This window comes from Plantactinospora sp. KLBMP9567, assembly GCF_033446045.1.
Taxonomy (GTDB): domain Bacteria; phylum Actinomycetota; class Actinomycetes; order Mycobacteriales; family Micromonosporaceae; genus Plantactinospora.
In genome coordinates this window covers 26908-39450 of the sequence record NZ_JAWQRR010000010.1, presented here as the reverse complement: position 1 = coordinate 39450, position 12543 = coordinate 26908, and the positions used below count along the sequence as shown (strand labels likewise).

The 12543-nt window shown below is 70.6% G+C and carries 14 protein-coding genes; 7 read left to right on the top strand and 7 right to left on the bottom strand.

Annotated elements, in window-relative coordinates; genetic code table 11:
• Positions 1 to 57 precede the first annotated feature (57 nt).
• From R6Y94_RS07880 to msrB, 3 genes are all read right to left on the bottom strand, one after another.
• The gene (locus R6Y94_RS07880) at positions 58 to 561 is read right to left on the bottom strand and encodes a GNAT family N-acetyltransferase (protein ID WP_318395122.1); all 504 of its coding nucleotides are present in this window, start codon (positions 559 to 561) and stop codon (positions 58 to 60) included.
• A 97-nt stretch (positions 562 to 658) separates the two neighbouring features.
• Entirely contained in the window at positions 659 to 919 is a 261-nt protein-coding gene (locus R6Y94_RS07875; RefSeq protein WP_318395121.1) for a Prokaryotic metallothionein, read from the bottom strand.
• Between the two features lie 36 nt (positions 920 to 955).
• Entirely contained in the window at positions 956 to 1384 is a 429-nt protein-coding gene (gene msrB / locus R6Y94_RS07870) for a peptide-methionine (R)-S-oxide reductase MsrB (protein ID WP_318395120.1), read from the bottom strand.
• A gap of 133 nt (positions 1385 to 1517) precedes the next feature.
• Here msrB and R6Y94_RS07865 point away from each other — a divergent pair, with 133 nt between their 5' ends.
• The 5 genes from R6Y94_RS07865 to R6Y94_RS07845 all read left to right on the top strand — a co-directional run bounded on the left by R6Y94_RS07865 (position 1518) and on the right by R6Y94_RS07845 (position 5413).
• Entirely contained in the window at positions 1518 to 2051 is a 534-nt protein-coding gene (locus tag R6Y94_RS07865; RefSeq protein WP_318395119.1) for a hypothetical protein, read from the top strand.
• An 87-nt stretch (positions 2052 to 2138) separates the two neighbouring features.
• Entirely contained in the window at positions 2139 to 3170 is a 1032-nt protein-coding gene (ligD, locus tag R6Y94_RS07860; protein ID WP_318395118.1) for a non-homologous end-joining DNA ligase, read from the top strand.
• A gap of 307 nt (positions 3171 to 3477) precedes the next feature.
• Positions 3478 to 3888 (top strand): GntR family transcriptional regulator, encoded by a 411-nt coding sequence (locus tag R6Y94_RS07855; protein WP_318395117.1) that lies wholly within the window; start codon positions 3478 to 3480, stop codon positions 3886 to 3888.
• Positions 3885 to 4784 carry an ABC transporter ATP-binding protein gene (locus R6Y94_RS07850; protein ID WP_318395116.1) on the top strand — a complete coding sequence of 300 codons (900 nt, stop codon included), beginning with the start codon at positions 3885 to 3887 and terminating at the stop codon, positions 4782 to 4784. Before R6Y94_RS07855 ends, R6Y94_RS07850 begins: the two co-directional genes overlap by 4 nt.
• Positions 4781 to 5413, top strand: coding sequence for a hypothetical protein (locus R6Y94_RS07845; RefSeq protein WP_318395115.1), 633 nt, complete (start codon positions 4781 to 4783; stop codon positions 5411 to 5413). The genes R6Y94_RS07850 and R6Y94_RS07845 overlap by 4 nt, the downstream gene beginning before the upstream one ends.
• Positions 5414 to 5637: 224 nt before the next feature.
• Here the strand turns inward: R6Y94_RS07845 and R6Y94_RS07840 are convergent, their stop codons facing one another.
• Entirely contained in the window at positions 5638 to 5826 is a 189-nt protein-coding gene (locus R6Y94_RS07840; RefSeq protein ID WP_318395114.1) for a DUF397 domain-containing protein, read from the bottom strand.
• A complete protein-coding gene (locus tag R6Y94_RS07835) occupies positions 5817 to 6602 on the bottom strand; it encodes a helix-turn-helix transcriptional regulator (protein WP_318395113.1) in 786 nt (261 codons plus the stop codon). Before R6Y94_RS07835 ends, R6Y94_RS07840 begins: the two co-directional genes overlap by 10 nt.
• 337 nt (positions 6603 to 6939) lie before the next feature.
• Between R6Y94_RS07835 and R6Y94_RS07830 the strand changes: the two genes are divergently transcribed.
• Positions 6940 to 8667: an alpha/beta hydrolase gene (locus tag R6Y94_RS07830; protein WP_318395112.1), complete on the top strand. Its 1728-nt coding sequence runs from the start codon at positions 6940 to 6942 to the stop codon at positions 8665 to 8667.
• Between the two features lie 94 nt (positions 8668 to 8761).
• On the opposite strand, the gene R6Y94_RS07825 is transcribed toward R6Y94_RS07830, so the two are convergent.
• Positions 8762 to 9229: a GNAT family N-acetyltransferase gene (locus R6Y94_RS07825; protein ID WP_318395111.1), complete on the bottom strand. Its 468-nt coding sequence runs from the start codon at positions 9227 to 9229 to the stop codon at positions 8762 to 8764.
• Positions 9230 to 9351: 122 nt separating this feature from the next.
• Here R6Y94_RS07825 and R6Y94_RS07820 point away from each other — a divergent pair, with 122 nt between their 5' ends.
• Positions 9352 to 10476, top strand: a complete 1125-nt coding sequence (locus tag R6Y94_RS07820; RefSeq protein WP_318395110.1) for a hypothetical protein — start codon at positions 9352 to 9354, stop codon at positions 10474 to 10476.
• A 466-nt stretch (positions 10477 to 10942) separates the two neighbouring features.
• On the opposite strand, the gene R6Y94_RS07815 is transcribed toward R6Y94_RS07820, so the two are convergent.
• Positions 10943 to 12517, bottom strand: a complete 1575-nt coding sequence (locus tag R6Y94_RS07815) for an alpha/beta hydrolase (protein WP_412102707.1) — start codon at positions 12515 to 12517, stop codon at positions 10943 to 10945.
• Positions 12518 to 12543: the final 26 nt, after the last annotated feature.

The window sequence follows — 12543 nt, the reverse complement described above, 5'->3', positions numbered from 1 at the left end:
TGATCGCGATAGGCGGGCAGTTCCGTCCGAACCGCCGGTCTGGGCTGGCCAGGCAGACTAGTCCGCCGCCTCGGCCCGGTCCGCCGGGTCGCGGCGCATCGGCACGTGCGGGATGCCGTCCTCGACGTACTCCGGGCCGCTCACGGTGAAGCCGTAGCGAGCGTAGAAGTCGACCAGGTGCGACTGGGCGTCGAGTACGCAGGGCCGGGAGCCGACCACGGCCAGCGCCTCGGTCATCAGTCGTCCGGCGTACCCGCCGCCCCGGGCCTGCCGGGCCACCACCACCCGGCCGATCCGCTCCACCCCGCCCGGGTCGGCGAGCAGTCGCAGGTACGCGATCGGCACGCCGCCCCGGGCCAGCCACAGGTGCCGGGTGCCCGGCTCGACGTCCCGGCCGTCGAGTTCGGGATAGGCGGCCTCCTGCTCGACCACGAAGACGTCGACCCGCAGCTTCAGCAGGTCGTGCAGGGTCCGGGTGTCGAGGTCGGCGAACGAGGCGACCCGGAGCTCGACCCGCTCCGCGGGGTCCGCCTGGCGCGGTGGCGTCTGCGACTGCTGCATCCCGCGATGGTAGGCGCGCGGCGGCGCGGGCTGCCGCCGGGGCGATCCGACGGCGTCGGGACCCGGTGCGGCGTCAGGCCGTGATTGGGGTGCGGGATCAGGCCGGGCGGGCGCCGACGGCGTCCCGGATCTCCGCCCCGCGCTCGCCCTCGACGACCCGGGCGCAGTGCCCGCAGCAGAAGAACCGGCCGGAGACCTCGACACCGTGCCCCATGATCCGGATGCCGCAGTGCTCGCAGACCGGGGCGAGCTTGTGCGCCGCGCACTCGAACGAGTCGAAGGTGTGCACGTCCCCGCTGGTGGTGCGGACCTCGAACGCCATCCAGTAGTCGTTGCCGCAGACCTCGCAGGTCGCCATGTCGAATTCCCCCGTTTCACCGCATCTGCGGTGATACTACGTGCTCGACGGGTCGAGGCGCACCGAGATCGAGTTGATGCAGTACCGCGCGTTGGTCGGGGTGAAGCCCTCGCCGTCGAAGCGGTGCCCGAGATGGGAGTCGCAGTTGGCGCAGCGCACCTCGATCCGGACCATGCCGAGCGAGCGGTCCTCCAGGTAGCGGATCGCGCCGGGCAGTGCCTGGTCGAAGCTCGGCCAGCCGCAGTGCGAGTCGAACTTGGTGTCGCTGGAGAAGAGTTCCGCCCCGCAGGCCCGACAGTGGTAGGTGCCGGCGGTCTTGGTGTCCACGTACTCGCCGGTCCACGCGCGTTCCGTGCCCGCCTGGCGGAGCACCCTGAACTCCTCCGGAGTGAGCCGGACCCGCCACTCCTCCTCGGTGGTGGGCAGCTTGCCTGCCTGGTCGTCCCGGACGCTGTTGTCAGCCATACCCCCAACGGTACGGCGGAGATCGTCGGGCGGCTAAGCGCCTCGTCGGGGCGGCCGAGCACCGCAGAATCATCGGAAAACAGCGAGAAACAACTGATTAATCACCGCCCGGCGACCGAGTCGTTGACAGGACATGCGGGCGGCCACCGGGCCGGGCGGAGAGCGACGGCGACGCGAGCACCGGCCGGTGCTGGCCGAGTTCCGGCTGACCTGGCGGCAGGCGGTGGTCCGGGGGCTGCGCTGGGGTGGTCTGGGCAGCGGCGCCGTGATCGTGATCGCCAGCGCGCTGCCCGGGCATCGGGAACTCTCCGAACTGGTCTGGGTCGCCGTGCTGGCCCCGTTACCGCTCGGGGTGCTCTGCGGCGCCGCCGACCGGCTCCGGGCCCGGGTCCGGCTGGACGAGGCGGGGCTGCGGGGCCGGGCGTACGGGGGGTACGCCTTCGTGGCCTGGCAGCGGGTGGTCGACGTCCGGGCGGAGCGCCGCCGGGGTCGTACCGTCGTCGCCGTCTACCTCGGCGACGCCGGGCCGCTGCGGCTGCATGCTCCGTACGACGGCGGCCCGCTGGACCGGGATCCCCGGTTCGAGCAGAAGCTCGTGCTGATCTGCCAGGTCTGGGAGGCGCACCGGCACGGCAGCCGGGAGCGGGAGGCGCGACCCCTGGCCTGAGCGGCCGTGGCGGCTGTCCGGCCGTGGCGGCGGGCGGCGTCTCCGTGTCGGGTCACCTGTGTCGGAGCGGTGGCATAGGGTCGGCCCATGGCTGGTGGCAGCGCGAAGGCGAAGCCCGTCGAGGTCGAGGTGGCCGGGCACACGGTACGGCTGAGCAGCCCGGACCGGGTCTACTTCCCTCGTCGCGGGTTCACCAAGAAGGACATGTTCGACTACTACCTCGCGGTCGGCGACGGGATCATGCGCGCCCTGGGCAACCGGCCGACGGCGTTGCAGCGCTTCCCGGAGGGCATCGAGGGGGAGATGTTCTACCAGAAGCGGGTGCCGGCGCGGGGCGTGCCGCCCTGGATCCAGACTGCGAAGATCCAGTTTCCGAGCGGCCGGAGCGCTGACGAGCTGTGCCCGGCCGACCTGGCGCACGTCGCCTGGGCGGCCCAGATGGGTACGGTGGTCTTCCATCCCTGGCCGGTCCGGGGCACCGACGTCGACCGCCCCGACGAACTGCGGATCGACCTCGACCCGCAGCCCGGCACCGACTTCGCCGACGCGGTGGAGGCGGCCGGCGAGGTGCGCGGGCTGCTGGACGAGCTGGGCGCGACCGGCTGGCCGAAGACCTCCGGCGGCCGGGGCGTGCACGTCTATCTGCGGATCGCGCCCCGCTGGACCTTCACCGAGGTGCGCCGGGCGGTGATCGCGTTCGCTCGGGAGGTCGAGCGGCGCCGCCCCGACCTGGTCACCACCTCGTGGTGGAAGGAGCAGCGCGGCGAGAAGGTCTTCATCGACTACAACCAGATGGCCCGGGACCGGACGATCGCCTGCGCCTACTCGCTGCGGGCCAACGCCCGGGCCACCGTCTCCACCCCGGTCAGCTGGGACGAGCTGCCGGACGTGGAGCCGGACGACTTCGACCTGAAGACGGTGCCGGAGCGGGTGGCGAAGATCGGCGATCCGCACGCCGGCATCGACGACGCGCCGTGGGACATCTCCCCGCTGCTGGAGTGGGCCGACCGGGACGACCGGGACGGCTCGGGCGACCTGCCCTATCCGCCGGACCATCCGAAAATGCCGGGGGAGCCGAAGCGGGTACAGCCGTCCCGGGACCGCGACCGCAAGGAGTGAGCGGGCGAGCGTAGGCCGACAAGGCCGAACTAGCTGCGCCACGGGCAGGTCCCCGCCACGCTCGGGCGGGGCGCCGGTGCATCCCCTGGGCGGCGGAGGCGAAGACGCCCCGGTGAACGAGTGTCAGGCGATGAGGGCGATGACACCTGTGATGACGGCGGCGGCGAACACCGCCACAGCGGTGAGCACGCCTCGGCTGCCGAAGCGGCGGCGGATCTGACGTCCGGTCTGGGTCATGGAAGGGGCCTCTCTGCTGCGACCTGCCATACTGTTATTCTGCTAGCAGTGTAGCAGAATGGGAGTAGGCGTGATCACGTTCCGACTGGACCGCCGGTCCGGCGTCACCCCGTACCTGCAGCTGGTTCAGCAGGTACGACAGGCGGTGCGGCTGGGCTGGCTGCAGGAAGGCGATCAGCTCCCGACGGCGAGGGAGGTGGTGGCCGCGTTGGGTATCAACCAGAACACGGTGCACAAGGCGTATCGAGAGCTGGAACGCGACGGTGTGGTGCTCTCCCGGCCGGGCGTGGGCACCTTCGTCCTCGCGTCGCTGTCCGTGCGGCGCGCGGCGCAGGACCCGGCGATCCGCAACCAGCTCGATTCGTGGGTCACCGCAGCACGTGACGCGGGCTTGGACGATGACGACATGCGCGCGGTCTTCGAGGCGGCACTGGCCGAGGGCGAACCTGCGGCACCACGGCAGGCGGGACAGCAGTCATGAACGCGTTGGAGACCACCGGCCTGGGCAAGCGATACGGCCGGACGTGGGCGCTGCGTGACTGCACCCTGGCGGTACCGTCCGGGACGGTGACCGCCCTGGTAGGACCGAACGGCGCGGGCAAGAGCACGTTGCTGCACTTGGCGGCGGGCCTACTCACACCCACCGTGGGTGAGGTACGCGTCGCCGGCCGCAGGCTCAGCCAGCAGGGCCAGGATCTGGCCCGGGTTGCGTTCGTGGCGCAGGACAAGCCGCTGTTCGCGACCTTCACCGTCGAAGAGATCCTCCGCTTCGGACGGGCAACCAACCCCGGCTTCGACAACGCCTCGGCCCGAGCCCGGCTCGACGCCTACCGAATTCCCTTGGACAGGAAGGTCGGCCACTTGTCCGGCGGGCAACGTACCCTGGTCGCGCTGACGCTCGCCCTGGGCAAGCGCGCCGAACTGCTCATCCTCGACGAGCCGCTGGCCGACCTCGACCCGCTGGCCCGTCAGGAGGTGATGGGCGCGATGATGGCCGCCGTCTCCGATACCGGGGCCACCGTCGTGCTGTCGTCACACATCCTGACCGACCTTGTCGACACCTGCGACTACCTGCTGCTGCTCAACAGGGGCCGGCTGCAACTGGCTGGCAGCTTCGACGAACTCATCGAAGCCCACCGAATCGTCACCGGGCCCGCCGAACTCGCCGCGCAACTGCGCAATGCCCCCGTCCCGCCCGTGCACCTGAGCGCCACCGCCCGCCAGGCCACCGCACTCGTACGTGGGGATCCCGCCGACGCCCGCAGCAGCGGCCAGGCACCCGCCCTGGAGGAACTCGTCCTGGCCTACCTCCGTAACCCGGACGCCTCGTGGATGCCAGCACCCATCCTCGCCAGAACCGAGACGGAGGCCGCATGATCTGGCTCGCCTGGCGCCAGCAGCGTTTCCCCTTCACCGCCGCCGCTGTCCTGACCGCCATCTACGGCGCCTTGGCCACCGCAGCGCACTTCGATACCGAGTTCACCACGATCACTCAACTGTTCGCCGGCTACCTGACCATCGGAGTCTGCATGTTCTGGGGCGTACCGCTGGTGGCACGCGACATCGAACACGGCACGCACCGCCTCGCCTGGACCCAAAGCCAACCCCGTACCCGGTGGCTCGCCGCCAGGCTAACGGTCGCCGCAGCCGGAGCGCTGGCCGCAGCGACAGCGGTCACCGCCATCGTCAGCTGGGCACTACCCACAACCGCCGCCGATCCGATGCACTGGTTCTACTACGAATCCCACGACCTCGTCCCGTTCGCCCGGGTCCTGTTCGCCCTCGCCCTGGGCGCGGCACTCGGTGCGCTGACCCGCAACACCCACATCGCCATGGCCATCAGCGTCCCGATACTGGGCATCGTGCAACTGGGCGGAGCCCGCGCACTGCGCGAGAGCGCCACTATGACCTACTGGCAACTGCAGCTCGCCGAGGCGGCCATATACCTGATCGTCGCGGTCGCGCTCACGACCGTCACCTTCCTGGCGGTGCAACGCCGCCCCTGACCGAAGCGCGCAGGCCGAGGCGCGGCCCCACCGGCCACCGCCCTCACCCGGGGCAGCCCGACTCCTGTCCCGCGGAGTGACGGGGTTCCGGGACGGCTGGCGGGCCGCCCGGTCGGGAGACGTTCGCCGGCCCGGCCGGGCACATTCCTTCCGCTGCTGATACCACCGAGTCATCATGATGACTCGGTGGTATCAGGCGGATCGGTGGAACCACTCCGGCTGGATCAGATCCGGGGTACCTCGGCCACGAAGGACCGCCAAGCGTTGTACTCGAAGGCCAGCACCGGGCCCTCCCGATCCTTACTGTCCCGGACCAGTACCCGACCCGGCAGGTTGTCGGCCACCTCCACGCAATTGCCGGCGTTGGCGCTGGAACGGCTCGACTTGCGCCAACGGGCGACGCTCATGTCCATGTCTTCGCCACTTCCCTGATCAACTCGATGGACTGCTGGACGGGTAGCGCAACGCCGCGCACCTTTTCCCACGCCTCCCGGACGGGCAGGATGTCGTTTGGCCGCTCCGAAACCAGTCCCTCAAGCTGATGATCCAGATAGGCCAGTTCCCGGCTGTCCGGCAGCGTGGCGATCACGAACGCGCCGTTCAGTCCAACGTACGCCCCGGTGCTGGCGGGGACTATATGGATATTCACGTTCGGTCGCTCGGACGCCATCAGCAGGTGGTCGAGTTGCTCTCGCATCACCGCCGCGCCGCCGACGGCCCGGCGCAACACGGTCTCGTCGATCACGGCGAAGAGTAGCGGGGGGTTGTCCTGGCCGAGCACCTGCTGACGGTCGATCCGAGCGCGCACCTGCGGGTCGAGTTGTCCCGCCGGCAGGGTGCCGGTGCTGAGCAGCGACCGGGCGTATGCCTCGGTCTGAAGCAAGCCCGGGATCACCAACGGCTCGTAGGACTTCAGCACGATGGCGTCCCGTTCGACCTCGATCCACGGCCGGAGCCAGACGTGCACGACTTCCAGCGTGTTGATCCGCACCAGTAGCCGGCTGAAGAGGCCGCCGGTCTCGAAGACTCGGTCGACCGCCTCGAGGTATTCCTCGGTGGGCGGGCGTTGACCGGTCTCCACCGACGAGACGTGGCTGCCGGAATACTTGATCGCCTTTCCGAAGTCTTCCTGACTCAGGCCACGTGACGTCCGTAAGATCCGCAGTTCAGTGATCAGGAACTCAGACATGCTGCCCACGATCGCTCACTCTCGATTGGGGATATCGGCGCAGTTCCGATCTCCGGCACGCGAGACCGTCCTCGTTGGACTGCCGACCCTATGAGGTGGTGATTGTGCTGTAAACACCGAATCGCCGGGAGCCGATGCGATGGGAGATGAGTGAGCAACGGAGGTCCATGATCGAGCAAGGCGACGCTCTTGCGATCGTCGTCGCGATCCGCTAGGCGAGGATGGGATTAGGCCTGAGGGATGAGGCCGGCGGACGCGAGTTCACCCCAATGGTGGGCACCGGCCCGGAAAACACCGGCTACGCTCCCTTCATCCGATTCCTACTGGAGGGAGTACCGTGCGCCGCATCGTCAGAAGTGTGGTGACACCGGCGATCCTGGTCCTCGCGCTGGTCGCGACCCCGGTAGTGGCCCGGGCCGCCAGCCCGTTCGACCGCTACCTCGACCAGGAACTGAGCTGGGGTGCCTGCCTGTTCACGCCGCCGGAGCAGGCCCGCCCGTCGGAGTGCGCCCTGGTCACCGTCCCCCGCGACTGGGCGGCGCCCGACGCGGGCGTCGACCTACAGGTTTCGATCAGCCGGGCGAAGGCCACCGGCGAACGCCTCGGCGCCATCCTCACCAACCCGGGCGGACCGGGAGGCCAGGGCAGCTCCCTGGCCGGGGCCCTGGCCGCGCTCCAGCCGACCGTGAACGAGCGGTACGACTTCATCGGCATGGACCCGCGCGGCACCGGCCATGAGGGCGGGACCGCCCCGGACCAGCTCGGACTGGTCTGTGAGATCCCGACCGGCCGACTCTCGACCCGGACCGACCTAGACGCCCGGGACCGGTCCCCGGAGAGCATCGCCGAGCACCAGAAGGCACCCCGGGCCATCGCCGAAGCCTGCCAGAGCAAGGCGTTGACCCCGTTCATCACCACCTGGCAGACCGCGCACGACATGGAACTCATCCGGCAACTGCTGGGCGACTCCACTCTCAACTATGTCGGCTACTCCTACGGCACCTGGCTGGGTGCGAAGTACGCCTCACTCTTCCCGGCCAGTGCCGGCAAGATGGTGCTCGACTCCAGCGTCAACTGGCAGGGCCGGCTCCAGGCCGCCTTCGAGGCGTTCCCGATGATCGGGCAGCGGCAGCTCGACGACGTCTACCTGCCGTGGACGGCGCGGCAGTTCCCCGAGATCGTCGGCGGCACCCCGGCCGAGGCGGCGCGGACCTGGGAGCAGGCCCGCGAGTACGCCAAGACCCTGGGGATCGCCGGTGACAACTACGACGCCCTTTTCGTCGGCATGGGCGGCCAGCTCCAATGGCTTCTCGCCACCCTGGTCTTCACGCTGGCGGCACAGGAGATGAACGGTGACACTCCCGAAACCGGGCTGCCGGAGGCCCTGCGCACCGAGCTGGACGCGCTGGCCCGGGCGGAGTACGGCGTGCCGCTCGCGGAGCTGACGGTGCGGCGGATCGCGGCCGAGGTCCCCGAGGACTACGTGACGTTCCCCGGTACCCGGGTTTCCGTGGCCTGCGGCGACCAGCCCACCCGCTCCGCCACCTGGTACCGGAAGCTCAGCGACCGGCAGGGCCCCCGCTACCCGCTGTTCGGTTGGGCGTACGGGCTCTCCGAGCCGTGTGGATTCTGGTCCGACGCGCCCCGGCAGACCCTGCCGAACCTCCCCGCGTCGGCCGCCTCGAAGATCCTGGTCGTCCAGGCCGAGTTCGACCCGCAGACCGGCTACGAGCAGGCGCGGGCGGCGGTCCGCGCGGCACCGGGGGTCAGCATGGTCTCGATCGACGACGCCACCTTCCACGGGCAGTACGCGCTGAACGGCAACCCGTGTGTCGACGGGATGGTCAACGTCTTCCTGCTGCGCAACTCGCGCCCGTCCAATGTGACCTGTCCCGGCGTGCCGCTGCCGGGTGAGGCCGAGGTGTACCCGGTCGCCGGCCCGGTGAAGCGGGACAGCCGGAAGCTCGACTCGCCGGCGCGGCTGTCGGCCGAGAGCCTGACCGAGCTGCGCGAACAGGTGCGGGAGCGGATCGCTCTGGTCAACTCGGACCGGCCCGTCCGCTGACCTCGCACGGTCGCCCCGTGGCCCGATCCGGTGGCCACGGGGCGACCAGCGCCGCACGCCGCCGTCAGCGACTCGTACCGACGGTCGGTCGGCGTCAGAGCGCCAGCTTCATGCCCTCGTGGCTGGCTGCGAATCCCAGCGAGGCATAGAACCGGTGCGCCTCCGTACGCCGTTTGTCGGTGGTCAATTGGACCAGCCGGCAGTTGCGTTCCCGGGCCTGGTCCACCGCCCAGGTCATCATCCGCCGGCCGATCCCACCGCCGCGCAGATCGGAGCGGACCCGGACCGCCTCGATCTGCATCCGTTCGGCGCCGCGCCGGCTCACTCCGGGGATGAAGGTGAGCTGCATCGTGCCGACCGGCTCGCCGTCGAGTTCGGCGAGGATCAGCTCGTTGCGCGGGTCGGCGTCGACCGCCTCGAACCCGGCCCAGTAGGCGGCGTCGACCTCTTCGCCGGTCGGCTCCGCCGGTTCCCGGCTCGCGGTCACCTCGTCGTCGAGCAGCATCGCGACGATCGCCGGTACGTCGTCCCGGCGGGCGGTCCGGAAGATCAGCTCACTCATGCCCTCAGCCTGGCACATCGGCCATTGTCACCCCGGTCGACTCGGCGGCCGGCTTGCCTGGCGGCGCAGCGTCCTGGCATCATCCCGGTCATGATCGAAAGAATCGAGTCCTCCGTCCGCCGGTGAGCGAGACGCCCGAGCCTGGACCGCTCGGACCCCGGGTCACCCTCTTCGACCACGCCCGGCGGCTGCATCGTCAGCACCCGGACTCGCCCCTGCCCGAGGACGGGCGTCCCTATCCGGACGAGGATCTGGAGCGTCAGCGTCCTGAGCCGGATCCGCCGGACGATCGGCGTCATCAGGGCATGGCGGCCGCCGCCGTCCTGGACGCACACTTCGTGATGGACGGTGCCCCGCCGAGCGAACTCGCCGGAGCGTTCCGCGAGGTCGACGTTCCCATCCACCGCAACGACCACATCGCCGCCGCGGCCCTGCGAGCCGAGCGGGAACGCGTGCGCCGTACCGGCCGTTGGCTGGTACGGCATGCCACCGATCGACGTGGCGCTCTCGTCGGGCTGGCCCTGCTGGCGACCGACCGGACACCTGACGACATTCCGCTGATCCGGACCATCGCACTGCTGTCCGACACGTTCGGCCCGTTGGCTGCCGACGCACTACGGCGACGTACCCGCGACGGTGGCGACGAGGCGCTGCTCTGGCTCGCCGGTCGGATGACCGGATGGGGCAGGGTCTACCTGGTCGAGGCGCTCTGCCCGCTGGCCCACAGAACCGCGGTACGGGGCTGGCTGCTGCGCCGGACCTGTGACGGCGACGTCCTGGAGGGCTACTACGCCGGCAAGGCGGCCGAGGCGGCCCACCTGCACGAGGCGATCGGCGCGGAGGACGCGGACGACGAGTTGATCGACCAGAGCGGCCAGTTGCTGGGGACCATGACCCAGTGCTGGGGCCAGGGACTCACCCTCGACCGGTATCCGTCGGCCAGGCTGGCGCTCGACGGGTACGCCAGGCATCTCGGCCGGCAGCGGCCGATCCTGAACCGGTACATCGCGGCCGTGACCATCGCCGCGTACCTGACGGACCGGACGACAGACGAGTGGGTGAGCTGCTCCGCGGGGCAACGGGAAGAACTCGCGGGCCGGATCCTCGCGGTACTCGACCGCGAGGAGTGGTGCGAGGTGGTTCGGGCCAGCCTGGATCCGCAGAACGGCTATCACAGGTGGCTGGCCGAGACGGTGGGGCGCAAGCTGCGGCTGCGCGCATTCGCCGGTTTCAGGACCGCGGACTGAGGCGGCTGGCGGGACGCCGCACTGCGTGGCGGCGCGGGATGCCGCGCGCGAACCGCCGAGCCAGGGACGTTCGTCCAGCAGACTGTAGAGCTGCCCCGCCTGTGCACCCATCGGGTAGGCGACTGGGTGCGGACCCCAAGCCGTGACTCGGCGAGGATGCCGAGGCGAGGGGAGCCCGAGCCTGGGTACCACCCGGGCGGCGTCCCTCGCCGTTCGTCGCCGACGTCGTTCCCCGCTCCTCCGGACGTCTGCCCCGGCTGTGCACCCAGCTCGACAGTCGGCGACGGAGGTTATGCCCGGCCGGCGTCGCCGGCCGGGCGCCAGGCGGGCTGGTCGCCAACCGCTCGCCACCCGCGCGCCGATCGTCGGCAAGCGCCGGGCAGCGTCCGAGGTCGGGAGCGCCGGACGCCGGCAGCGCCCGACGCTGGCAGCGCCCGACGGAGCGCCGGGCGTCAGCGGGGGGACTTCACCGGGCCGGGCAGGTGGTGCCGGCGCTCGGTGGCTTGAGGTCGATCAGGTAGCCGTCGACCGCGTTGCTGATGCAGCGGGTCTGCGGATAGGCGGTGTGCCCCTCGCCCTGCCAGGTCAGCACCACGCCGACGTCGAGCATCTCGGCCAGCTTCGGCGTCTGCTCGTAGGGCGTGGCCGGGTCGCCGGTGGTGCCGACGACCACGATCGGCGGGGCGCCGGTCGCCGGGCCGGTCGGGTACGGGTCCCGCTGGCCTGGCCAGAACTCGCAGCTCAGCATGCCCACCGCGAGCGGGGCGCCGAACAGCGGGTACTTCTTGCGCCACTCCGACTGCAACGACCGGATCCGGTCGAGGCCGACCCTCTTCTCCTCGTCGGCGCAGTTCACCGAGAGGTTGGCGTCGAAGAGGTTGGTGTAGCTGCCGTCCTCGGCCCGCTCGGCGTACGAGTCGGCGAGTTCGAAGACCTCCTTCGGGTCCCCGTCGGCGAGCGAGTCGATCGCGGCGGCGAGCTTCTGCCAGCCGGCCTCGGTGTAGAGCGAGGAGATCACCGCGTAGAAGATCCAGCCGGCGGTCGCCTCCCGGCCACCCTCGCCGCGTACCGGGGAGACCCGGGCCTTCTCCAGCGCCTCCGTCACCGCACCTCGGGCGTCCGGGGCGATCGGGCAGCGGCCCGGTGTCTCCCGGCACCAGGTGGTGAAGTTGCTGAAGGCGCGCTCGAAGCCCTTGGCCTGGCTCTCCGAGCCGGCCACGATGTCCTGCTCCGGGTCGATCGCGCCGTCGAGCACCAGCGCCCGGACGTTACGCGGAAAGAGCTGGGCGTACGTCGCGCCGAGCAGGGTGCCGTAGGAGTATCCGAGGTAGCTCAGCTTCTCGTCGCCGACGGCGGCCCGGATGGCATCCATGTCGTGCGCGGCCTGCTCGGTGGAGTAGAGCCGGAGCCGCTCGCCGTACTTGCTGCCGCAGGTGTCACCGATCTTCCGGTTCAGCGCCACCAGCTCGTCGAACTCCGCCTGGCTCTCCGGATCCGGCTCGAAGCCGAAGGTGCTGTCCAGGTCGGCGTCGGAGACGCACTTGACGGGGGAGGAGCGGCCCACGCCCCGGGGGTCGAAGCCGATGATGTCGAACCGCCGGGTCACCTCGTCGGGGAGCCCGCCGAAGCCGGCCCCGAACGACAGGTAGACCGCCGAGTCGACGCCGGAACCGCCCGGCCCGCCCGGGTTGATCAGCAGCGAACCGATCCGGTCCTGCTGCTTGGTGGAACGGATCCGCAGCAGCGAGATCTCCAGCTTGTCGCCGCCCGCGCCGGTGCCGCCGGCGGTGCTCCAGTCCGCGGGTACCCCGATGGTGGCGCAGTCGTACCGCATGTTGGGCGCGCCTCGGCCGACGAGCTTGCGCGGCACCTCCGGACAGGGTTTCCAGTCCGTGGCGCCGGCACCCTTCGACGCGGCGGCCGGGCCACCGCGCTCGCTCTCGTCGTCGGGCCGGAAAATCGGGATGGTGCAGCCGGCGACGAGCATCACGACGGCCAGGAGACCGGCCAGGGGCAGCCGGCGAAGATGCGAGCGGGCCAAGAGAAATCCTCCGTGATCGTATCGAC

What these genes read in the sequence shown, in the direction of transcription:
- R6Y94_RS07825 (WP_318395111.1), bottom strand. Translation starts at nt 9,229, where the DNA reads ATGAGTGAGCTGATCTTCCGGACCGCCCGCCGGGACGACGTACCGGCG.
- R6Y94_RS07875 (WP_318395121.1), bottom strand. Translation starts at nt 919, where the DNA reads ATGGCGACCTGCGAGGTCTGCGGCAACGACTACTGGATGGCGTTCGAG.
- msrB (WP_318395120.1), bottom strand. Translation starts at nt 1,384, where the DNA reads ATGGCTGACAACAGCGTCCGGGACGACCAGGCAGGCAAGCTGCCCACC.
- R6Y94_RS07865 (WP_318395119.1), top strand. Translation starts at nt 1,518, where the DNA reads ATGCGGGCGGCCACCGGGCCGGGCGGAGAGCGACGGCGACGCGAGCAC.
- R6Y94_RS07880 (WP_318395122.1), bottom strand. Translation starts at nt 561, where the DNA reads ATGCAGCAGTCGCAGACGCCACCGCGCCAGGCGGACCCCGCGGAGCGG.
- R6Y94_RS07845 (WP_318395115.1), top strand. Translation starts at nt 4,781, where the DNA reads ATGATCTGGCTCGCCTGGCGCCAGCAGCGTTTCCCCTTCACCGCCGCC.
- R6Y94_RS07840 (WP_318395114.1), bottom strand. Translation starts at nt 5,826, where the DNA reads ATGGACATGAGCGTCGCCCGTTGGCGCAAGTCGAGCCGTTCCAGCGCC.
- ligD (WP_318395118.1), top strand. Translation starts at nt 2,139, where the DNA reads ATGGCTGGTGGCAGCGCGAAGGCGAAGCCCGTCGAGGTCGAGGTGGCC.
- R6Y94_RS07835 (WP_318395113.1), bottom strand. Translation starts at nt 6,602, where the DNA reads ATGTCTGAGTTCCTGATCACTGAACTGCGGATCTTACGGACGTCACGT.
- R6Y94_RS07850 (WP_318395116.1), top strand. Translation starts at nt 3,885, where the DNA reads ATGAACGCGTTGGAGACCACCGGCCTGGGCAAGCGATACGGCCGGACG.